The sequence below is a fragment of the Candidatus Amarolinea dominans genome (assembly GCF_016704685.1).
GTDB lineage: Bacteria > Chloroflexota > Anaerolineae > SSC4 > Amarolineaceae > Amarolinea > Amarolinea dominans.
The window spans coordinates 1-22,683 of record NZ_JADIZS010000035.1; the positions used below are offsets into that span (position 1 = coordinate 1).

The window sequence follows — 22,683 nt, forward strand, 5'->3', positions numbered from 1 at the left end:
AATGATCAGAGGCTCCTGGCCGGCGGACGATACACTGCCCACCCGGGCCGCAGACCCCGCCAAACACCGCATACAGACCCGCTCCCTACGGCAAAGCATAGCCTACCCCGGCGTATTGGCCTTTAGGCAGAAACGACCTTACCTGTTTTGCAGTACCGTTTGGGTACCGGGCAGAAAAAAACGGGCAGAAGGGTTAGGAGCGGATGTAGTCTGGTTATTGCCTGGCTGGCGGGTCGCAAAGCGATCGACACCAAAACGAGGATAACGGACAAACAGAAGGCAAGAGAAAGTAAAGTAGTTTGCGCCTCTATACACATCAGTATAGAGGAAGATCAGCGAGAAAATCAACTCATTTTGCACCGATGAAATCGAAGACCCCGTTATTGACACGAAGGAAATTGCTTAATCTAAACGATGTACCACCGTTAAGATTGGGGCATTGCCAAAGCGCCTCAGGGCGCTCGCTATAACGCGGAGGAATTTGGCTACTAATGTCTTCAATAAGAGGAGCCAACGAAGGCATACCTTGACGAAGTCCTTTTTTGATAATTTTTCGCTTGCCTGTGAAAAAAAATCTTTAACTGTCCAGGTGGACATTTTCTTGAGGCGCCTTGCCTTTAGGAAAAAATATACCAATAGATTGAATGTCGCTATGCTTATAATTACCAACGGGGCCCAGAAGCAGCTTAGAAACGGGGTTAATCTGTGGTAATTTGTCAGCTGGGGAATTGGCAACCGCGAAGCCGACGGCGGCTTAGGACCCTTTGAATCCCCCACATCCTCGTCTCAGGCCCAAGGCTAAACGGCAACGCGATCTCCACTCACTCATTGTTCCTCGAACCTTTTCAGGTGTATTTTCTTTATTGGTAAAATAGGCTAATACTTTTGGGTTGCTTATTACGACAGCGCTTTGGCGAACAAATCCAACTTCCTCAAATGTTCCGTCTATTGGATTCCTTACTTTGCCTCCAATTCCTTTCACCTGAATTGATGTAGGTCGCCCCACAACCTCGCCCACGGCAACGCCGTAGGGATTGCCCTTTTCCGCCACATACTGCATCCCGCCCTTGCCATCGGGCTTAAGGCTCAGCCCCGCAATCGCCGGTCCCATCACCATCTCGGCCGTTGGGGTGGGTGTTGATGTTTCGGTGGGGTCTACAATCGGCGTGTTGGTGTCGGTTGGGGTGGCGGTGTCAATGGCCGGCCGGGTGGGGGTGGCGGTTGGGGTGGCGGTGTCAGGGGCGGGAAGCGGCGTATTCGATGCGCCCCTCGTGGCGGTGATCTCAGCCACGCGGCCGGCGATGGGCGTCGGCCCGCGGCAGGCGCTCAGCAGGAGCAGCGCGCAGACAGCAAGCCAGGCTACGCATAGGAATTGACGCCGAGTTTTCATCGTCAGCCTCCAGACAGGGAAATACTTCTTCAAGGAATTCTCACACAAAGCCACTAAGACACAAAGGAATCGGTTGGCGTCTTGGTGTCTTGGTGTCTTCGTGTGAGCTATGTTGCGCCCTCGGCGGTGATTTCCGCCTTGCATTCTCCACTTTACCGTAGTTTCGGGCCTTTGGCAAGGGCTGCCGGCCTGCCTCAGCAAATCCAGACGAATTCACCGCGGAGTATCAAGCCCACCGAATGAATTCGGTGTCTGATACGTCAAACCCGCTCAAGCGGGTTGCGCTGGTGGGAACTGGTCTTGTGGGGTTGTGGTGGTTGGGGTTATGAATTCGCTCTGCCATGAATTTTACGCCTTGAACTGACACACCCAACACCAACCTGCTTCAGCAGGTTTCGGTGTATCAGACCGTGAATTCATTCACGGGGCGGTCCTCAACGCAGAGACGCCAGGGCGCAAAGACGCAAAGGATATTCGGGAGAGCGATGCTCATTCACGGGTGGTTCAGCTTGTGAATTCGTTCTGCCATGAATTTTACGCCTCGAGCTGACACACCCAACACCAACCTGCTTCAGCAGGTTTCGGTGTATCAGACCGTGAATTCATTCACGGGGCGGTCCTCAACGCAAAAGCATTTTTACGTGAGCAAATCGGCCGGCAGATGTGCGCAGCGGTTGAGGTAGCGAATAGAGATGCGGCCCGCGGCTGGCACATCCAGGCGCGAGATCGCGGTGTTGACCAAGAAATAGGCCACGCCATCCAACGCCTGCTGGCCGTAGACTTTGAGCAGGCGGTCGCTGAACGCGCCGTGCGTCATCATGCAGATGCGCTCGTCCGTGCCAGCCCATGCGGCCAGGCGCTCCATCACCCGGCCGGCGCGCAGCAGGCTCTCCGGCCGGGTTTCGCGGCCGCCCCACCACCAGCCATCTTCGCCGATGGCGTCCGGCAAGATCGCCTGCGGAAATTCGGCCTGCAGATCGGTGCGCGTGCGGCCCGGCAGTCCCACCTCGCCAATCGGTCCGCCATAGTCCAGATAAATCCCGCCCACCTCGAAAATGTCAGCCCACACCTCTGGAATCAACCCCAGCGCGTCGGCCAGCACCTGGGCGGTTTGCAGCGTACGCGTCATCGGGCTGACCAACAGGCGCGTGAAGCTGTAGCCCTGCTGATTGAATTCATTGCTGCCGTTGGTCGCCAGGTGCGCCGCCTCGGTCGCGGGTAGGCGCTGCGCGGCCAGGTAATCGGCCAGGCGCCGCGTCTGCTGCCAGCCCATGTCGGTCAGGCGTGGGTCTTCCACACGCAGGGTCTGGTCAGGCAGGGCGTTGTTGGTGGACTGGGCATGGCGAATCAGATAAAGCTCCACGACTCGAAGAACCTCCGCACAAAGGATGAATGAGTTAGCGTAGCACGTGCTCGGCGTAGATCAGACGCCGCGTGCCGGTTTCGCCGCGCAGGATCAACGAATGGGTCTCGGCCCGTTTGCCGTGATAGCGCACGCCAGACAGGAGCGGCCCATCGGTGATGCCGGTGGCGGCAAAGAAGATATTGTCGCTGGCGATGATCTCGCGCGCGCTGAGGATCTGTCGCGTGCTCAGCCCGGCAATCTTGATCTCCTCGCGCTCGACATCGCTTTGCGGCGCCAGGCGTCCCAACATGCCGCCGCCCAGGGCGCGCACCGCACAGGCCGCCATGATGCCCTCGGACACGCCGCCCACGCCCATCAGCATGTCGGCGCGGCCGTTGGGCGCCACCACCAGCAGCGCGCCAGCCACGTCGCCGGCCGCGCGCAGCATGACGCGGGCGCCGGCGCGGCGGATTTCATCCACCAGCTCGGCATGGCGCGGCCGGTCGAGCACGAAGACCACCAGGTCGTGAATGTCCTTTTTCTTGAGGCGCGCCACCAGCGCCAACGTCCAGGCGGCCGGCGCGTCCATGCACTCCGGCACCAGCGCGGGGGCCACCTCGGCGTCCACGATGATCTTCTCCATGTAGATGGCCTGCTGCGGCGCCCACATGCTGCCGACCGGCGCCACCGCGCAGGCGGCGATGGCGCCGGATCGTCCCGAAGCCAGCAAACTGCGGCCTTCGATGGGGTCCACCACGACATCCAACATCGGCCCTTTACCGGTGCCGATGCGGGCGCCGGTGTCGAAGGGTGAATGCATTCCCAGTTTGAGTTCTTCGCCGGTGACGATATAGCCGTCCATGTCTAGCGAGTTGAGGATCTGGTACATCGCGTCACCGGCGATGTGATCGGCCTCGTCGGGATGATCCAAGCCCACATAGCGCCCGGCCGCCAGGGCCGCAGCTTCCGTCGCGCGGACCAAATCCAGACCCAGGTTGCGTGAGGTGACGACTTTGACCATCGAAGGTGCGTTTGGCATATCTCAAAACCTCTCTTGGCGGCTCCCCGAACGAGTTCGGAACTCCCGGCCGCGAAAACAGTTACCCATCCACCGCTTCCAGCAGGCCGGCATCTTCCCAGGCTTGCATGCCGCCCTTGAGCACGCCGCAGTTGTTATAGCCCTGGTTGTGCAGCGCGTAGGTGGCGCGTGCGCTGCGCCGCCCGGCGCGGCAGGCCAGAATGATCAAACGGTCGTGCGGCAGGGTCAGCGGTCGGGTCAGCAGCTCATTCAATGGGATATTCTGTGCCTGGGCAATGTGTCCCCGCATGAACTCACGCGGCTCACGCACATCCACGACAATGGGCGCGCTTTGTTCGCGCAGGCGATTCCAGAGCGCGCGCGGTTCGATCTCGGTCAGCATACCGGCCGGAATGTCGGTATGCAGGACGATCGGCACGCTGTACTCTGGCCGCGGCAGGTTCTGGCACTCGCGGAAGACGCGTACATCGCTCTCGTAGATGCAGATGGCGGGGTCGAGCACATGGTAGAAGAGGTGTTCGACCGCGTCGTCTTCACCCAGAAAGTGATCGGCGCCCACATCCCGGTAGAAGGCGGTGGATTTCATCAGCTTCAATACCGGCTCGCGTACCCGCGTGAAGTAGACGTCGCCGCCCCGTTCGCGATAGAGACGCAGAATGCTCTCCAGCGCGTGGATGCCGCTGATGTCGCAGTGATCCACGCTCTGCATGCGCAGCAGGAGGTAACGCTGCGTGGGGTGCTGCGCCTGCAAGGCCCGCACCATCTCCTCCACATGGCTGGCCGCACCAAAGTAGAGATCGCCCAGGATGTCCACCACGCCCAACTGCGGGCAGACCGGCTTGCTGGGCTGGAAGATCCAATGGCGAAAGTGCTCATCCGGCACCACCGAACGCACCTGCGGCATGCTCGTTTTGAGCAGATAGTAGCCCAGCGACATCAGGATGCCAGAGAGGACCGCAAATTGCAAGGGCAGCAGCAGGGTTGCCAGCAGCGTCACCACCATGATGAGCGTATCGCCACGCGCCCCGCGCCAGATGCGCTGCATCTCCTTGCGGTCAATCATGCCATAGGCGCCCACGATGAGCACGCCGGCCAGGGCTGCGCGCGGGACGAAGGCCACCAGGGGGCCGAGCAGCAGCGTGGCGATCAGGACGAACAGGCTGGCGAAGACGTTGGACAGAGGGGAGCGCGCCTTGGCCTCAAGATTGAGCGCGGAGCGATTGAAGGAGCCGGAGGCAGGGTAGCCGGAAAAGAGGCCGGATGCGATGTTGGCCAGACCCTGTCCCACGAACTCCTGGTTGCTGTTGAGACGCTCGCCGCTCTGGCTGGCGATGGAGCGGGCGATGGACGTGGCTTCGACCAGCCCGATGGCCGCCATGGCCAGGGCGCCGGTGGAGAGATGCCCGATCAGGGTCAGGTCGAGCAGCGGCAGGCGGGCCAGGGGCGGAAACCCGCCCGGCATTTGACCGGTGATCTTGACGCCGGCGCTCGCCAGGTCGGCCAGGCCCACCACCGCGCCGGCCAGCCCCAGGGCAATCAACGGGCCAGGCAGGCGCCGATTCAGCCGCTTGAGCAGCCAGATGAGGCCGACCGCGCCCAGGCCCAGTGCCATGCTCAGCGGATGCGCCTGCAGCGCGGTCTGCGCCAGTTTGATCAGGTTGTCCAAAAGGCCCGAGGCGCTGAAATCGAGGCGCAGCAGGTGGCGCACCTCTCCCACGGCCACCAGCACGCCCGCGCCGGCCGTGAAGCCGACGATGACGGAATCGGAAACGAAGTTGACCAGGATGCCCAGGCGGGCAATGCCCATGGCGATGCGCAGGATGCCAGACATGACGGCCAACATACCGGCCGCGGCCATGAAGGGCGGAGTGCCCGGTGCGGCCAGGGGCGCCAGGATCGAGAGCGCCAGCACCGAGGCAGCGTTGGTTGGCCCGCTGTTGAGATGACTGGAAGAGCCCCACAGCGCGCCCACGATGCCAGCCACCACCGCGGTGTAGATGCCCATCTGCGGCGGCAACCCGGCCAGCAGCGAAAAAACAATGGCCTGCGGCAAGAGCACCACCGCCACGGTCAGCCCGGCCAGCATGTCCGGCTGCAAGTTGGTACGGCGGTAAGTGCGCAGCAGATAAACCGGGCGCAGAAACAGAAGCGGCACGGCCCGTACCGCCGGAGACAAGAAAAAGGAAACAGGAAGTGAAAAACCCTTACTCACGGCTTACTCAATAGTCAGCTCTCTCCCACTCGCGCCAGGCGCTGAACGCCAAAGCTGAGGATGGGGAAGCTGACCGCGAAGGTCAGCACGAGCGCGCCGGCCGGACCGATCAGCCAGGCAACCGGCGCCCATGCGGGTAGCCACATGGCAGCCAGCGCGGGTAGGGCCAGAAATGCCAATCCTATCAACGTGTAGGTGGTCTGGATGATGAACGCGATGAGGCCGCCCCAGCCAGAGCTCATGCGCCGCGGATCATCCCAGTCGAGTCGCGCCCAGGGTACGCTCAGCCCCACGCAGACGGCCATGACGCCCGCGCCCAGGATCAACGTGCCCAGGGTGGTGTAAGTAAAGGCCAACAGGCTGAACCGGCGCCAGATGGCCGCGCCGAGCATCAATAGAAGATGCAGGCCGACAAAGGGAATGTAGGCGCTCAGGAATTTGCCGCGCAGCAGTTCCCAACTGCCCAGGGGCGCCGCCTTGAGCAGCCACCACGACTTGCCCTCCATGCTGATGCTGGTCAGCGCGACGCGGGTGAAGACAAGCGACGCGATGAAGAGGACGCTGCCCGCCAGCCCGATCTCGATTAGCGTCAGCGGGCCGCCGCCCTCGAAACGACCGAGAAACTGGCTGATGTTGGCTTGCCCGCGCGGGCCGCCGTTGGTGACGATGTTGATATAGATGATGGGCACCAGCAGGAGCGGTGAGAGCATCTGCGCAAAGTTGCGCAGGTCACGCGGGATGACGCGCCAATCTTTGAGCGCAATCGTGAGCAGGCTGGGCGCATTGACCAGCGCACCGCCGCGCCGCGCGCGCGCCTGGTCGCGCGCACTGCGCCGCGCTGTGCCCGTGCTCTGCATACGCGTCCAGCCACTGGTGTACAGGCTGTCGGCCAGCACGACACAGAGGGCAAAAAAGCCGAAGGTGATGAGGAGAAAGACCGCCAGGTCGAGCAGGCTGGCGCCGACGCGGCCATAGCCGGCCGCGGCCAAACCCCGACCAGCCACCAGCGTGGGCAAGGGCACATTGGAAAAACGCTCGACGGCAGCCAGGAGCGCCTGCGGATCGGATTCGAACTGCTCGAAGCGCTCCGCCCATAAGCGCGAGGTTTGGCCGAGCAGGCTGCAGCTCAGGCCGAAGATGGCCGCCACAAAGCCGAGCACCTCGCGCACGCGGTGGGCCGGGGCAAAGCGCGCCACCAACATGACGGCCAATGCGCCGATGCCGGCGGTGAGCAGGGGGGCGCCCAGCAGCGTGAGTAGGGCAAACAAAAAATACCAGACCTGGTAGCCCAGGCGCCAGCCGTAGGCGAACAGGCCCGGTACTGCCGTGATCGCCAGGATGGCGTAGTACCAGGCGATGCCATCGAGCAGTTTGGAGAGGAAGACCGCACGGCGATTGACCGGCGCCACCATCAGCAGTTCCAGGTCATTGCTGAAGAAGAGGCTGCCCAGGGCGATGCTGAACGCGCTGAAGAGCAAGATGAGCGCGGCCGCGGTCAGGATCAAGCCAGGGACGAGCGGCTCCAGCCCGGCGCCCAGGAAACGCCGCACCACCGCCGCGCTGCCCCAGCCGATGGCGCCGGAGAGGCCGCCCCCGATGACCGTGAGCCAGAGCACGCCCACCAGGGTGAGGATTTTGCGCCAGCGGGTGCGTTTACGCCAGTTATTCCAGTTCAACTGCCAGCGCAGTTGCAATAAGAGTAGGGTATCAGCGATCATTTGTTTCTACACCAAAACTCGTCTGTGTGGCTCCAGCCCCGGATGGCCCTGGGTGGCTATGAAAGCAGTTCGGTCAGCTCCGCGTAGTCCGCGCCGCCGGTCAGGCTGAGGAAGATGTCCTCCAGCGAGCCGCTGACGCCTCCGGCGCGCAGCTCCTGCATCGTGCCCACCGCGATGATCTCGCCCTTGTTGATGATGGCCACGCGGTCGCACATGCGCTCGGCAATCTCCAGGATGTGGGTGGAGAAGAAGACGGCGTTGCCGCGGTCGGCAATCTGGCGCAGCAGAGCCTTGATCAGCCGGGCCGACTTGGGATCCAAGCCCACGGTTGGCTCATCCAGGAAGAGCGCCTGCGGGTTGTGGATCAACGCGCCGGCCAGGACCATCTTCTGCTGCATGCCGTGGCTGTAGCCTTCCAGCAGGTCGCCAGCGGCCTCTTCCAGGTCGAACAGCTTGAGCAGTTCGGCCGCGCGCGCTTCCAGGAGTGCGGCCGGCACACGATAGAGACGGCCCATGAAACGCAGGAACTCCCAGGCGTTGAGCTTGCCGTACAGGTTGGGCGTATCGGGCACGTAGCCGATGCACGACTTGGCCTGGATGGGTTGGGCCTGGATGTTGTAGCCGCAGATGCGCGCGGTGCCGGCCGTTGGCGTCAGGAGACCGGTCAGCATTTTGATCGTGGTGGTCTTGCCTGCGCCGTTCGGCCCCAGGAAGCCCATGATCTCGCCCCCGCGCACCTGTAAATTGACGCCTTTGACCGCCTCCAGCGGCCCGTAGGTCTTGCGCAGGCCAAGCGCCTCGATGGCCCATGTGTCACTCGCAGTTGTTGTCAATGTCATATCAAATCGAATTCCAGTATGAATTTAGCGCAGGCGCGCGTACGTCGTGCTCAGGGCCAGGCCGGTGAAGATCAGCGTGACCAGGCTGAGAAGGGGAAAAAATCCGGTGAACAAGAAGATGGCGATATTGCCCACAAGCACGCCCAGCAGGATTCCGCCAATTGCTACGACCCACAGGTAGCGGCCGCGCCGGCGGGCGATGGCGCGGCGGATCATCTCGGCCAGGATGCCCCCGGCCGCGGAGCCGATCAGCACGGCAATCCACAGGCCGAAGAAACCCAATCTGCCCAGCAGCAGCCCGGCCAGGGGTGAGGCGATGGCGCAGACGATGAAGCCGACGCCAAAGGCAATCGGATAGTCGAGCGACTGCGCGTTGAAGTAGATGGTCTGCTGGCCGGTGATGCACTCTTTGCAGCGGTAGCCCACATCGGTCAGCCGCACGCAGCGTACGCACATGGGGCGATCACACTTGTTGCAGCGCAGCATCGTTTCGACGGTGCGATGATTGGTGCAGAAGATCCGTTCTTCCTCAGCGATGGGCGCCGGCGCGCCACGGTCGGCCTGCGCTTCTGCGGCGGCGAGACGTTGATTCGTCTTTTCGATCAGGCTGCCCAGGGTAGCATCGGGCAGCGGCGCGACCTCACCCTGCTTGAGGGGAATCTGGCTGCGACGCCGCAGGAACTCGATGCCGGCGACGGCTTCCCGGTTGGCCGGGTCGAGCCGCAAGGCCAGCTCGAAGCAGGCGCGCTTGTCGTCAGGGCTGCCGACCAGGCCGGCCAGACCAAGCCAGGCCTCCACATTGTCTGGCGCGTCGCCAATCGCTTCTTCGTACAAACTGCGCGCCTGCTGCATCTCCCCCACACGCATCGCCGCCGAAGCACGCGCTAATTTTTCCACTACAGTTTCCATCTCATTGCCCTCTGCCCTCTGCCCTCTGCCCTCTATACATTCCACTTCAGCCGCTCGATCAGCGTCTTATAGAAATAGTTACGCGCCCGCAGCCGCAAGAAACGCGCGACGTTGGGGCTGGAAGTGACGATCACGGTGTCGCCGTTATGCACGTCAATCTCGAACTGCCCGTCCACAGTCAGGATGGCCTGATGATCGGCGAAGACCTGCAGGCTGACGGTGGCGCCTTGCGCCAGCACGAGCGGCCGGTCGAAACTGAGATGGGGCGCGATGGGCACGAGCAGGATATTTTTCAGTTCGGGCGGCAGAATGGGGCCGCCGGCCGCCAGGGCATAGCCGGTACAACCGGTCGCTGTGGCCACAATCACGCCATCGGCTGCAAAAGTCGTCACGTAGCCCTCATCGAGCGACGTGGCGATACGCACGATACGCGCCAAGCTGCCGCGGCTGACCACCACATCGTTCAACGCCTCGTAGTGATGATCGTGCGGGTTCTCGTTGGCATGATGTTTGACTGAGACATCGAGCATCATGCGTTCTTCCAGCCAGTAGTGGCCCGCCAGCAGTTGCTGCAACGGTTCCTGCCATTGATCGGGCTGAATTTCGGCCAGGAAACCCAGACGGCCCAGTTTGACGCCGATCATGGGCACGTGGAAGCGAGCGCCCAGGCGTGCGGCGCGCAGCATGGTGCCATCACCGCCGAGGGTGATGAGGAGATCGAGTTCCTGCACATGAGCGCTGATTTCTTGTTCTTCCCAGGCCGAGAAGAGCGACGGCTGACCCCCCTGGCGCTGAATCTCCGTCGCGATCCGTTCCGCCAACGGCAGAGCGTCCGGCTTTTTGGGATGGTGTAAAATACCGATGCGGCGCAGAGTCGGATTGTCTGGTGCATGATTTGGCATAGCGGCTATTGTATCAGACCGATGATGGAGGGTCAATTTGACCTCAAACTTGATGGAACGCCCCAGCGACGCGGCGCCAATGCGCATCCTGTTGACCGGGCACAAAGGGCACGTAATAGTTGACGCGGTCGAGCAGGCCGGCATAGCGCTGCTGAATCTGCGCCGCCAAATCGTCCGGCGCACCGCTGACGGCAAAGATCTCCAGCATGTCATCGGTGATCAGGCTGGCCATCTCCTGCCACTGCTGGCGCGCGGCCAACATGCCCAGTTTCTCCGCGGTCTCCAGCCAGCCGTGTACTTCCATCACACTGTGATAGCTTGGGGTGGACGCGTAGAAGGCGATTTGGCTGCGCACGGCCTGGCGTGAGGCGGCCAGCGCTTCGGCATCCTGACCGGTGATGACAAAGACCGAGCTGGAGAGGCTGATATCGCTGCGCTGACGGCCGCTGCGCACCAGTCCAATGCCGATATTGGGCAGTGTGACCTCCTGCAGGTACTTGACGGTGTGGAAGGGGTGGACATGGAAACCTTCGCACAACTCGCCGGCCAACTGACACAGCCCCTTGTTCACGCCCGCGATGTAGATGGGGATGCGCGGATGTTCGATGGGGCCAGGGTTGAAGAAGGGGGACATCAACGTCAGCTTGTAATACTCGCCGCGAAAGTTGAGGCGTGCGCCGTTCTGCCAGCAGTTCCACAGGGCGCGCATGCCCAGGATCATCTCACGCAGGCGCGCGCTGGGCGAATCCCAGGCCATGCCAAAGCGGCGCTCGATATGCGCCTTGACCTGCGTGCCCAACCCCAGGATGAAACGCCCGTGCGAGAGCGCCTGCAGGTCCCAGGCGGTGTAGGCCAGTTCAGTGGGACTGCGCGAGAACGCGACCGCGATGGCCGTGCCCAGTTCGATGCGCCGGGTGTGTTCGGCCGCCAGCACCAGGGGCAAGAAAGCATCGTGCTGCGTTTCGGCCGTCCATAGGCCATCGAAGCCCAGTTCTTCAGCCGCACGCGCGGCCGTGCCGGCATCATGGATGCCCTGTTCGTAAGACAAAACGACATCAATCTTCATCGCTCTTCACTCCCGCATCACGCGTTATTTCAAGGCAGCCAGGCGCTGTTGTGCCTGCACGTTGTCCGGCTCCAGGAACAGCACCGCCAGCAGCGAACGCCGGGCCGCGGTCAGGTCGCCCTGGCGCTGCTGCACATCGGCCAGCAGCAGATAGGCCAGGCTGTACGTTGGATCAATCTGCGTCGCCAACTGCAAATCGGTCAGCGCCTCGGCCGGGCGGTCGAAGCGCTGGCTGAACGTGCCACGGTTGACGGCCATGACGGCATGGGCGCGACGAATCTTGCGCGCCGGCTCATCCAGGTAGCGATTGGCGGCGATGGCCTCGCTGAATGGCGTTACGTTCCAGGCTAAGGGCGGCAGGGCCGGCGCCCCTGTGGGCGCTTGGGGCAGCAGACGCAAGAGCACCCCGCCGGGCAGCGCCTGGCCGCTCAGGTCCAGCTCAAACTGGCGCAAATGCCCCAGCGCCTCCGGCGTCACATAGACCGGCCGCGTGGCCAGTGCGCTTCGAAGCAGCGCTTGCCACAGGGCCGTGTAACGCTGACTGATCTCCGCATCATCTTCGGCCAGTTGATCGGCTTCGAACTGACGCAGCTTGACCAGGAAGGCTTCGTGCTCGGCTGTCACCGGCGTCAGCAGATCAGGATGGCTCAGTTCGATCTGGCGGTGATACCAGGGGCGATTCTGAAAGAGCAGCACATCGAGCACGGCGACATCGGGCCGCTGCTGTTCTACTCCTTGCAGCGTCAACAGCGGCGCGTAGAGCTGCCAGTCGCCGGTCAGGATCAGGGCGTTAGGCGCGGCCTCGTCCAGGGCGTTCTGCGCATAGAGAGCCGGATAGATGTAATGGCGATGATCGGCCTCGCGCCAGTTCCAGGCCAGGGTGAGCAGGGGCAGGAGCAGCACGGTCAGCGGCAGCAGACGTCGCCAGCCAGCCGGCGCGGGGAGCGGCGCCCGGCGCCGCTGGTCGGCGCCTCGCGCCGGCTGGGGCGGCGGGCGGCGGCTCGTCCTGGTGCGATTTTCGCTCGCCTTGGTGCGTTCAGCGGGCCGTGCCGGCGCGGGGACCACCGCGTTCAGTCCCAGCGCCCAATCGCGCAGCCACTGCCAGGCCGCGGCCAGCCACAGGGTTGAGACCAGGAACGAGGCCAGGTAATAGGCGTCACGATCATCGGCGATTTCGTAGATGACCGCGTAGCTGACGCCGAAGAACGCCACGAGCAGGCTAAAGAGGGTCAGGGCACGGTCACGGCGCCACAGCGCCCACACGCCGCCGAGAAGCAGCGGGACCGCCAGCGGCGTGAACTGCTGCGTCCACAGCAACAGCCCGGCGCCCAGCTCACGCCCCATGCTCTCCCATGTGCCGCCGAACAGATTGACGCGGTACTGCTTGCCGCTCACATGCCACCACAGGCGCTCCAGGTTGTGCGGGTCGCCCCAATTGAGCAGCGGATCCTGGCTGGCGCGCCAGGGCAGATAGAGGTAGATCAACGCGCCCAGGGCCAGCGCCAGCGCGCTGAGGGCGATCAGGGGCAGGTTCAAGCCGCGGCGGTTGCTCCACAGCCAGAAGATGATGGCCGGCGCCAACAGGCCGATCGTCAGGTTATGGTTGCCCAGGGCCAGGCCGTAGACCAGGGCGGCCAGGATCAGCCAGCGGCCGGCCTGTCGCGGCGGCTCCCCCTGCTGCACATGGTGGCGCCAGGCCAGCAGCAGGCACAAGATGGTGGCCGTCAGGAAGACGTGCAGGCTGTAGACTTCGGCCACCACGCTCCATGCCCACAGCGTGCGCGAGAACGCGAAGGTCAGGGTGACCGCCACGCCGATGACTGCTGAGACAGCCAGAAACCAGGGAGCAGAGACGAGGGAATCGCCATTGATCCCCGGCCTCTGTCCCCTGGTTTCGGGCTGCAGCGCCGCGCGCAACAGCAGGTAGGTCATGCCCACGGCGGCCGCACCCCAAAAGGCAGACATAGCATTGAGACGCTGGGCGACGCTGCCGATGGGCAGCAGGTGGCTGAAAAGCCAGCCCAAGACGATCCACAAGGGAAAACCGGGCGCATGCGCCACTCCGGGCAACCAGGCCGCCAGGATCAACTCGCCACTGTCGGTGGGCGGAATACTGGGCGCTAATGTCACCAGGTACAGGAGCAGGGCGCCGAGAGCGAGCGCCAGCGCGGTCAGGCGCGGGTGATGAACGATGCGCTCTGCGCTGCGCCGCAGCCGTTCAGTTGGCGTCATCGGCGTCAGCGGTGGCATCAGCTTCTTCATCGAACGCATCGTCGGCGTCGGCCTCGACGCTGAGGAGAGCCAGGGCCGCGTCTGCGAACTCCTGCGGCACCAATACACGCACAACGCCCAGGGGGACGCTGGGCACGGGGAAGAGACTGGTGCCCATGCTCTCGTACTGTAGAGCCGCCGGGATACCGGCGCTCTCCAGCCGGCCACGGATGATCTCTCCGTTGAGTTCGCCGGCGGCTTCAGCCACGATCACCAGTCCCTCCGGCGCGTGGTGTCGCGACGCGTGGTGGGTGGGTTGCGCGCCTGCATTTTCTTGCGCTGTTTGTGCCATGGGTTTCTCTCCTGTGGTGTGATATGTTGTCTGCTGACCGTGGGCGACCGCGAGCGGCGCCCATCTGATTATAGCATGTCCGGTGCAGAGGTGACAAGGCGCCGGGCGCGTGCGCTTGGCGGCCGCCTGCTGCCGGGCGTTGTTTGCGCGAAATGCACTCTTGACCTACAATCTGCCCGCCATCCAAACAGAACGACGAGGCAGATTATGTGGCAATATGCGATGGGCTGGCGTGAGATTTTCACCCGCATCCTGGGCGATTTTACCGTGGAAGAGAACGTCACGCCAGCTTGGTTACGCAATCCAAACACCAAACGACTCCTCAAGCTCGATCTTTTCTATCCTGATGTCGGGGTCGCTGTGCGGCTGCAAGGACTGCAAGGTCAACGCAAGGTGCGCAAGAGCGATCAGGAGGAGCTGGAAGAAGTGCAGCGCGATGAGTTGCGCGAGGAGCTGTGCCGCCAGCACGGTGTGCGTCTGATCAACGTGGATCTGGCTGCGGAGGAAACGCGCGTCGTTTTCAATGAGTTGAGCCGCGCCCTGGCCACGGCCTCGCGCGTGGTGGCGCAAAGCGATAGCCGCAGCGTGGACAAGGGACGCTTGATGCCCAACCTGGCCCAGGCGCGCCAGACGCTGGAACGGGTGCGCATGCAGGTGCGCCGGTCAGAGGATGTGGCGCAGTACGCGGATGCCTGGCGCGATCGGGAGATGGCCGCCATCGCGACGGCCCAGGCCGAAGCCAAGCCGGCGAACGCACCCGGCGGCTCGCTGTTCAAATCAGGTCGCATCATCGCCACCGTCTACAAGCCCGGCGCCGAGGTCAAGCATGACCGCTTCGGTCGGGGTACGGTCGTCGCCGCGCAGCCAGACGGCAATGACATGGCGATTACCATTTCCTTCGTCACCGCCGGCGAGCGCAGATTCCTGGTCAGCCTCGTGCAAGACAAACTCACCCTGGTTTAGCAGAAAAACCTCACACAAAGACACCAATCTGGCTCACACAGGGACACCAGGACACCAAGAAGGATTCTCTGAACCCTTTGTGTTCTTTGTGTCCCTGTGTGAGAATTTACGGAATGGATGCCAGGGGAATCGGTGCGAAGAGCAGGATGAAGATTACGATGGCGATGGCGCCCAGCCAGCGTCGCGGGGGATCAAGCCTGGTGATCTCATCGAGTGGCGCGGGATGTTCCAGGCCGGTCACGAAGTAGATCAGCGCCGCCCAGACGTACCAACCGCTCCAGGCCAATGCGCCCAGCACCAGCAGCACGGCCAGCACACCGTAACCGAGCCAGCGTGAGGTCACACCCAGGGCGTAGAGGATGTGTCCGCCGTCCAGTTGACCCACCGGCAGCAGGTTGAAGGCCGTCACCAGCAGGCCAAACCAGGCCGCAAATGCCATCGAACTGAGGTGGACATCCACGCCGTTGCCCGGCAGCCATTGGTGATAGATCAACAGCTTGAGCAGGCCATAGAGCAGCGAATTGCCCTCCTGCAGACCGCCGCCGCCGCTGATGATCGGCCTGACCGGCGAAGTGAGCAGGCCGATGACCAGCAGCGGCAGGGCCACGACCAGGCCGGCGAGCGGTCCGGCCACCGCGACATCGAACAGGGCGCGGCGATTCTCCACAGGTGATTTCATCTTGATGAACGCGCCGAAGGTGCCCAGGCCAAACGGCACCGGGATGAAGTAGGGCAGGGTCACGTCCACCTTGTGCCAGCGAGCCACGAAATAGTGCCCCAGTTCGTGGGTGCCCAGGATGGCGAGCAGGGTGAAGGAGAAGGGAACACCGGCCAGCCACGCGGCCAGGGTGCTGGGCAGGCCGCCATCCGCCATCTCCATGCTGGCGCCGATGAAGAGCGTCGTCAGCAGCGTCAAGAGGAAGAGCGCCGCGTTGATCCACGCCCGCGCAGGCTGGGCCGTGGTGACGCCGGGCATGGCGAGCACCACATCCTCATCACCGGCGCGGCGTAAAATTGGGGTGTAGCCGAGACGCTGAAAGCGGCCGCGGATGATGGGAAACGCCTGCTCGGCCGCGTTGAGCAGACGGCCGCCAAAGCGGATCGGCTGTTCCGCATTGACCGGAAAAGTAATAGATTCTATGGAGAACTGATCCTGCAATTCACTGCGCAAAGCTCGCACCGCCGTCTCGTCCAGGCCTGGGGCCGGAGCCGCCGGCCCGGACGAAGCAGCCGGGAGTAAAGTTGAAGAAGTAGTCATGAACTCCCTTTGCCCGCGACTCGCCGGGGCAGGGCGGCGATGAACTCACCCTTGACTTTGGCCTGACCGTTTTGATCCACGGCCTCGACCTCGCCGCGCACGCGGGCTTCACCTGCGACCTCGAATTTTTCGACCACCTGGCCGCGACAGGTGATGACATCACCGGCGCGGCTGATGGCCGTGAAGCGGACGGCAATTTTGCGCACCTGCCGCGGCTCGATCCAATTCGTTACCACGCGGCCGAGCAGCCCGGCAACCAACATGCCGTGCGCGATGACGCCGTTATTGCCGGCCTCGATGCCGGCCTGTTCCACGGTATGAATGGGATTGAAATCACCGGACGCGCCGGAATAGCGCACAAACTGGATCTGCGTCAGCGGCTCATTCACCACGGTGGGCAGCGCAGCGCCGATCTGAATATCGTCGAAGTAAATGGTCATTTTTGCCTCATTTTCCCGGCTGCACGCCTATCGCCGCAGGACCATCGTGGCCCGTGCTATGACCACCACCTGATCACTCTGATTGCGGTAGGTGGCCCGCGTCTTGACGAAATCCATGATGCCCGAACGCCCTTCTTTGGTTTCGATGCTCACAATTTCGAGACGCCCCGTGATCTCGTCGCCGGCCTGCAGGACATCGAAATACTCATACTCCTCCTCGCCGTGCAGCAGGCGCATGATGTTGCCCCCCATCTGGGTGAGGATGCCCCGCGTTTCCGTGCCGCCCCAGAAGCGGAACAACGTTGGAAAGGTGACCGGCGCCACCAGGTCACGATAGCCGGCCGCGCGAGCGGCCTCCACGTCGTGAAAAAGCGGGTTGGGATCGCCGAGCGCCGTGGCCAATTCACGAATCTTGCTACGATCCACCTGGTAGCGAATGAGCGGCAGTTCTTTGCCGATGTAGCTGGTATCGAGCATAAAAAGCTCCTCCATAGATCATTGTGCCGCAACCTGTCCGATTGCGCCCGCCCGCGAAGGCACAGTCGTATCATCTTCATCATAACACAGACCGGGCGATCTTCGTAAAACGCTCAGAGGTTTGACCATCCTTGCCCTGGCGTGTTATGATGGGCCTACCAGTGCCACTCCCAATGACCGGCGATGGTCTGAATGTCCAGCAGGGTCACGCGGCCGTCGCGATCCAGGTCGAAGCGGGCGTTGAAGCCGCCGCCGGCCAGGGTTGCGTTCCAGGCCTCAGCCGCGGCGATGATGTCAGTCATGTTGACCATCCCATCGCAGTTGATGTCATAGCGGGCGCAGGTGCGGAATTCGGCCGGCGCGGACAACAGCGTACCCCCGGCCGCCTGCGCAGCGGCCTGGTTCGTCACAACCTGGTTGACCAGCGCGGTGCTGCGTATCTGCGCGGTGATGGTCACGACCAGGAGTGCATTGGGCGGCACGTCGCCGAACCAATGCGCGTTTTGACCGTTGAACCCCATCTGGCCCGGCGGGTTACTGGTGATGGTCAGCGGCAGGAGCACGGGAGGGATGGGGTCGCTCACCAGCACGTCGCGCAGCCACTGGTTGTTCGGATTGTCCAGGCCGATGGTGTAGGTGACCACCGCGCCGATGACCGGATCAGGCGCGTCGACGCGCTTGTAGAGGCAGGCCCCCTCCGGCCGCAGCAGGGCAAAGGCGCCTGTGTGGCTCACCGGGAACGAGACGACATGCACCGGCAGTTCGTTGACCAGGCCGAGCGGCGTCCAGCCCTGGCCGGTTGCCCCGTACTGATTGAGCGTCAAACAACTGGGGCGGCCGCCGGGGAGTTCATCGTCGCGCACGTTGAGCCACAGGGCCAGCGGCGCCTCCAAATCAGCGGTTGCTTCGCTGACCGCGGTTGCGCCGGCCACACTGAAGCCGGTGCGCGCGGCAATCAGGCGCTGGCCGGGCGGCGCCGGCGGCTGACCGCGGGCATCCCAGAGGATGGCGGGTTGCTGGGCGGCCGACCCGGTACGCGCCAGGTGCGCGTCAGCGCGCGGCGAGTGGGCCGTATCATGCACGCTGGGCGCGCCGTCGCTGAGGGCAAAGGGTGCCACAGTCTCCAGCCCGCCCTGCGCGGTGATGTGCAGAAAGCCGGCAAAATCGGGCAGGGGCGCGAGGAAAGTGGCGACGGAGATGCCGGACTGGCTGCTGAGAGGCAGGTTCAGCGGTGGGCTGGCGCTGCCGCGTTCGTAGAGGGACACACTTAGTCCGCTCAATCCGCCGACGCCGCTCAGGTTGACCGTGACCTGGCGGCTGGCGGAAGGTGTGAACGACAGGTTGGGCGACCAGCCGGGCGCAGTCAGAGTCAGGGTCAGCGCGGTGATGGGACCGGCTACGACGGTGCGCGTATAAACCACGCCCTCCGGGTCAATCACCAGCAGCTCGTCGCCGCCATAAACGCCAAGCAGGCGCAGGGTGTTGCCCGCGGTAATGACGCCCTGGCTGACCAGGCGCGGCCCGCTGGGGCGATTCAGCCCGGCGAATTGATAGACCTGTAACTCGCCCACCGAGCCGGGTGCGCCGAACACGGCCAGGGTGCGCACCGGCGGCCCGCTGGGGCTGGGCACAACCTGGATCGAGGTCAGCCCGGGCGGCGCCGCTTCTGGGCCAGGGTTCGGGCCGTTCACCGGCATTTGGATCTGCCAGCGCGGCGGGGAGTTGGTGTCCCCAAAGCGGGAGGCCAGCGTCTCCCAGTCCGACAGGTGGTACATCTGGAATTGGATCGTCTGACGGCAGCGCCCTGTCCACTGCATCGGATTGCCGTCGCGGCGCAGGGCAAATTCGTTGGCTTTGTACTGGTACGACATGAGCGAGGCCCAATCGGCCGCATAGCCAGGATCGGACGGCGAGATGGTGCAGTAGGAGGAAAAATCGGTCCCGTCCGGGGCCAGGCCAAGGTATTCATCGAACAGCGCCAGTCCGTAATGGCCGAACTCATGCACCAGGGTGCGGGCGCCGGTCGGCTGGCTCCAAAGGCCCTGGTTGGCGCTGTTGCCATCCCAGCCGCGGCCCACGCGCAAATGACCAGGGCGGAAGCCGATGCCGTTGCCCAGTTGCGTCACGTTGGATACGATACCGCCGACGTCGGCGTTGGGCCAGACATCGTTGCCGGCCATGATCTGAAAATCGGCATCGCGCCAGTGTTCAGCGCCGGCCACGATCAGCGCCCGCCCCAGGGTCATTTGACCGTTGCTGGCATCGAACAGATCGGCGCCAAAGGCAGACAGCGCGTTGGCAAAGACAGCCAGCTCGAGGGCCTCATGCGCGTCCCATTCCAGGGAGATCACCAGGTTGAAGAGCACCAGCGGCGCGTCGGCGCGGGTGGTCAAAAGGATGGGAAGGCCAGGGCTGCTGACCGTCGGCGAAATGAGCGCGCCGTCCGTTCCCACGGTCCAATTCGTGTTGACCGTGACGTAGGCGATGTTGCCGGTGGCGCCGAAGGGTGCGAAGGCGGGAAAAGGGTGGAATTCCTTCGTGGTTGTGACAAAACGTTGTGGCGCCAGCGCCAACAGGCAATCGCCCGGCGCAAGATCGAGCAGGATGGGATATGACGCAGGATTCGTTACGGTGGTGACCGTGGGGTCATGGCAATTGTTGCGCAGCGTCAGCACCAGGGCCGGCTGCAAAGCCCCGGCCTCGTTTCTTACCTCCAGCAGCGTTGGGGTGGTTGGCGCTGTGTCCTGCGCCAGGGCCGGCGACGGGCTGAGCAACAGCCAGAGCGCGGCGATCAGCCCCAAAGACACGGCCGCCGCCATCAGCAGGCGTAAGGCCCATTTTCCCCGCACCCATCTTGGTGTTCGTTGCTTCTGCAAGTCCCCTGGTGTACGTGTGGTCATCGTTGTTACTCCCAACCGGTCAATCCCCGGTCTGTTTTCATGCATGAGGTTCATGCGTTCATGAACGATCTGTGGCTGGCTGCCCTGCCCCGCTGGCTCGATCCCCCACTGTGGCAAACCGTAGGTCAGGCGCTCGCTGCGGGCCTGGCGGCGCGTGACTGGAACGACCTGCTGCCCCACCTGACCCCGCAGCCGGAAGGTCGGTGGCAACTGACGCAGCGCGCTGAACATCTGGCCGCGGCACGTGCGGCCGATCCTGCTGCCTGCCAGCAGTGGCACCTGGCGTTCGTTCAGGCTCTGCGTCAGCGCGCCGCGGTGGCGGAGGCGGTCTACCATTTCGAGCAGGCCGGCAACCTGTGCCTGGCGCGCCTGGCCTACAACGAGTTAGCGCAACTCGTGACCGCCCATGAGCCGACGTACCTGCCTGTGTCCCGGTTTGCCCACCTGCTGACCTACTATCGGGCCGTGCTGGCGGTCGAGCAGCATGCCTGGGACGAAGCCGCCGCGCTGCTCACCGACCTGCGTCGCCTGCCCAACCTGGACGCCGATCTATACGCCCGTTCCACCAACACCCTGGGCGTGCAGGCCTACCATCAGGCTCAGTATGATACCAGCTTTCGCTATTATCAGGAAGCGCACCAGGCCTTTCAACAACTGGGTGACGGTCTGGGTCAACTGCGTGCGCTCATCAACATGGCCATCGTTCACAATCTGCTCGGTCAGTTTCATGACGCGATTGCCCGCCTGCAAGATGCGCTGACCTGGGCGCACACCCTGCACGAGGCGGTTTGGGAGAGCTGGATTCTCAATGAGCTGGGCATCAACTACAAGGATCTCGGCCATTGGGAGAATGCGCAGGCCCATTTGGAGCAGGCGCTGGCGATGTCACGCGCGCTCAATCGGGTGCGGGGCAGCGCGACGGCCCTGGCCAACCTGGGCGAGCTTTTTCTCCTGCTCGGCCAGACCGCCGCCGCCGAGCAGCACTTTCAGGAAGCGCTGCAACTGGCCGGTTCGCCCTTCGTGACCATCGAGGTGCTGGGGAATCTGGGCCTGCTGCGCCAGTTGCAGGGTCAAGCTGCCGCGGCCGCCGACTTTTTTCGCCAGGCTTTGGCTCACGCCGCAGAAATCCACAGCGCTTCGTACCAGGTACACAGTCATTACCGCCTGGGCACCCTGGCCTGGCAGCAGGGTGATCTGCCGGCGGCCCGACTCGCCTTCGAGCAGGCCATTCATCTCATCGAAGCGCTGCGCAGCCAGATTCGGACCGAAGATGTGCGCATCCACCTTTTTGGCGGCTGGCAGCAGGTTTACAGCGCACTTTTTCTGCTGGCCCTGGCCCAGGGCGACACCGCGGCCGCGCTCACTTACGCCGAACAGGCGCGTGCGCGTGCCTTTCTCGACTTGCTCAGCGATCGCACCAGCAATCCCGCCGCGTTGGGCGAGCCGCTGACCGCGGCGGCCATCCAGGCACACCTGCCGGCCGCCATGCTGCTCCTGGTCTATTTCAACACGAACGCCCCTGCACGCTTTCTGCCGGTGGCCGACTGGCTGCGGCGCTATCAACCTGCGCTATCTGAACTGCTCTTTCCGGCAGAGCGCACGGTCCTGCTGGTGGTCACAACCCAGGCCATCGAGGCGTTTACGCTGGCGCTCGACGCGCCCAGTGCGCTGCGCCGCGCCTTTGCCGCGGACCGGCGGGCGTTGGCTGGCATGATTCCCGGCGCTGATGGTCGCCTGGCTGCGCCGTGGGTCACGCAAAGCCTGGGGACGCTGCTCCTCGGTCCGGTGCAGGCGCACCTGGCAACGGCCCGTCAGATTGCCATTGTGCCCCATGGTCCCCTGCATTACGTTCCATTCGCCGCGTTGCAAACCGTCACGGGCGCCGCCTGCTTTGCGCCGGCGTGTGATCTTCTGCTGGCGCCCAGCGCCAGCGTGCTGTTGACCCATAGCCGCCGACAAAACCACGTGCAGCCCGGCGCGACGCCCCTGGTTGTTGGCTATGCGCCCGATCTGCGCCACGCCGAAGCCGAGGCGAACACCGTGGCGGCCTTGCTCGGCGGTCAATTGCTGTTGGGGCCGGCAGCAACCCAAGAAGCCCTCCTGCGCGAGGCGGCGACGGCTTCGCTGATCCATCTCTCGTGCCACGGCACCTTCGATGCCCAGGCGCCCCTTCATTCTGGCCTGCACCTGGCCGACGGTGTGCTCACTGCGGCGGCGCTCCTCGACCGGCCGCCGTTCTTGCAAGCCGAATTGGTCACCTTGAGCGCGTGCGAAAGTGGACGCAGCGGGGTCTTGGGCGGCGATGAGCTGTTGGGACTGGTCAGGGCGTTCTTGGTGGCGGGTGCGCCCGCGGCGTTGGTCAGCCTGTGGGCGGTAGATGAACTTTCGACGCGGTTGCTGATGCAGTTTTTCTATGCGACCCTGGCCGAGGGCGTCCCCGCGGCGGCTGCGTTACGCCAGGCGCAGCAGAGGCTGGCCGGGCTGACGGCCTCTGCTCTACGGGCTGTTCTGGCCGCCGAGGGCCTACCGCCGGCGCTCATCAGCCGCGAACTGGCGCGTTTGCGTCAGGCTTGTGCTACGCTGTCAAACCGTCGCTACATCCTGAGCCATCCTTACTACTGGGCTGGCTTCGTGCTCATCGGCAGCGGCGTTTCCGGGTGAT

At 63.6% G+C, this 22,683-nt stretch carries 17 protein-coding genes; 2 read left to right on the forward strand and 15 right to left on the reverse strand.

The window, feature by feature from the left end:
* Positions 1 to 754 precede the first annotated feature (754 nt).
* The 11 genes from IPF85_RS19460 to IPF85_RS19510 all read right to left on the reverse strand — a co-directional run bounded on the left by IPF85_RS19460 (position 755) and on the right by IPF85_RS19510 (position 13,983).
* Positions 755 to 1,390 (reverse strand): hypothetical protein, encoded by a 636-nt coding sequence (locus tag IPF85_RS19460; protein WP_343409723.1) that lies wholly within the window; start codon positions 1,388 to 1,390, stop codon positions 755 to 757.
* 637 nt (positions 1,391 to 2,027) lie between these two features.
* Positions 2,028 to 2,753: a histidine phosphatase family protein gene (locus IPF85_RS19465; RefSeq protein WP_343409724.1), complete on the reverse strand. Its 726-nt coding sequence runs from the start codon at positions 2,751 to 2,753 to the stop codon at positions 2,028 to 2,030.
* A gap of 34 nt (positions 2,754 to 2,787) precedes the next feature.
* Positions 2,788 to 3,774, reverse strand: coding sequence for a fructose-bisphosphatase class II family protein (locus IPF85_RS19470; protein WP_343409725.1), 987 nt, complete (start codon positions 3,772 to 3,774; stop codon positions 2,788 to 2,790).
* A gap of 61 nt (positions 3,775 to 3,835) precedes the next feature.
* Positions 3,836 to 5,929 (reverse strand): SulP family inorganic anion transporter, encoded by a 2,094-nt coding sequence (locus IPF85_RS19475; RefSeq protein WP_343409726.1) that lies wholly within the window; start codon positions 5,927 to 5,929, stop codon positions 3,836 to 3,838.
* A 71-nt stretch (positions 5,930 to 6,000) separates the two neighbouring features.
* A complete protein-coding gene (locus IPF85_RS19480) occupies positions 6,001 to 7,704 on the reverse strand; it encodes a hypothetical protein (protein WP_343409727.1) in 1,704 nt (567 codons plus the stop codon).
* 56 nt (positions 7,705 to 7,760) lie between these two features.
* Positions 7,761 to 8,543, reverse strand: coding sequence for an ABC transporter ATP-binding protein (locus tag IPF85_RS19485; RefSeq protein WP_343409728.1), 783 nt, complete (start codon positions 8,541 to 8,543; stop codon positions 7,761 to 7,763).
* Between the two features lie 24 nt (positions 8,544 to 8,567).
* Positions 8,568 to 9,452, reverse strand: coding sequence for a tetratricopeptide repeat protein (locus IPF85_RS19490; protein WP_343409729.1), 885 nt, complete (start codon positions 9,450 to 9,452; stop codon positions 8,568 to 8,570).
* 32 nt (positions 9,453 to 9,484) lie between these two features.
* Positions 9,485 to 10,354 carry an NAD(+)/NADH kinase gene (locus tag IPF85_RS19495; protein ID WP_343409730.1) on the reverse strand — a complete coding sequence of 290 codons (870 nt, stop codon included), beginning with the start codon at positions 10,352 to 10,354 and terminating at the stop codon, positions 9,485 to 9,487.
* Between the two features lie 43 nt (positions 10,355 to 10,397).
* Positions 10,398 to 11,420, reverse strand: a complete 1,023-nt coding sequence (locus IPF85_RS19500) for a TIGR03617 family F420-dependent LLM class oxidoreductase (RefSeq protein WP_343409731.1) — start codon at positions 11,418 to 11,420, stop codon at positions 10,398 to 10,400.
* Between the two features lie 24 nt (positions 11,421 to 11,444).
* On the reverse strand, positions 11,445 to 13,682 hold the full coding sequence (locus IPF85_RS19505; protein ID WP_343409732.1) for a DUF2723 domain-containing protein: 2,238 nt from the start codon (positions 13,680 to 13,682) through the stop codon (positions 11,445 to 11,447).
* Positions 13,639 to 13,983, reverse strand: coding sequence for a hypothetical protein (locus tag IPF85_RS19510; RefSeq protein WP_343409733.1), 345 nt, complete (start codon positions 13,981 to 13,983; stop codon positions 13,639 to 13,641). Before IPF85_RS19510 ends, IPF85_RS19505 begins: the two co-directional genes overlap by 44 nt.
* Before the next feature lie 207 nt (positions 13,984 to 14,190).
* Here IPF85_RS19510 and IPF85_RS19515 point away from each other — a divergent pair, with 207 nt between their 5' ends.
* Complete coding sequence (locus tag IPF85_RS19515; RefSeq protein ID WP_343409734.1) at positions 14,191 to 14,946, forward strand: hypothetical protein; 756 nt, start codon at positions 14,191 to 14,193, stop codon at positions 14,944 to 14,946.
* Between the two features lie 106 nt (positions 14,947 to 15,052).
* On the opposite strand, the gene IPF85_RS19520 is transcribed toward IPF85_RS19515, so the two are convergent.
* The 4 genes from IPF85_RS19520 to IPF85_RS19535 form a co-directional block, all read right to left on the reverse strand.
* Positions 15,053 to 16,126, reverse strand: a complete 1,074-nt coding sequence (locus IPF85_RS19520; protein ID WP_343409735.1) for a site-2 protease family protein — start codon at positions 16,124 to 16,126, stop codon at positions 15,053 to 15,055.
* Between the two features lie 74 nt (positions 16,127 to 16,200).
* The gene (locus tag IPF85_RS19525) at positions 16,201 to 16,644 is read right to left on the reverse strand and encodes a MaoC/PaaZ C-terminal domain-containing protein (protein WP_343409736.1); all 444 of its coding nucleotides are present in this window, start codon (positions 16,642 to 16,644) and stop codon (positions 16,201 to 16,203) included.
* Positions 16,645 to 16,671: 27 nt separating this feature from the next.
* Positions 16,672 to 17,121: a MaoC family dehydratase N-terminal domain-containing protein gene (locus IPF85_RS19530; RefSeq protein WP_343409737.1), complete on the reverse strand. Its 450-nt coding sequence runs from the start codon at positions 17,119 to 17,121 to the stop codon at positions 16,672 to 16,674.
* 155 nt (positions 17,122 to 17,276) lie between these two features.
* Positions 17,277 to 20,021, reverse strand: coding sequence for a dockerin type I domain-containing protein (locus tag IPF85_RS19535; protein ID WP_343409738.1), 2,745 nt, complete (start codon positions 20,019 to 20,021; stop codon positions 17,277 to 17,279).
* A 60-nt stretch (positions 20,022 to 20,081) separates the two neighbouring features.
* Between IPF85_RS19535 and IPF85_RS19540 the strand changes: the two genes are divergently transcribed.
* Positions 20,082 to 22,682, forward strand: a complete 2,601-nt coding sequence (locus tag IPF85_RS19540) for a CHAT domain-containing protein (protein WP_343409739.1) — start codon at positions 20,082 to 20,084, stop codon at positions 22,680 to 22,682.
* Position 22,683: the final 1 nt, after the last annotated feature.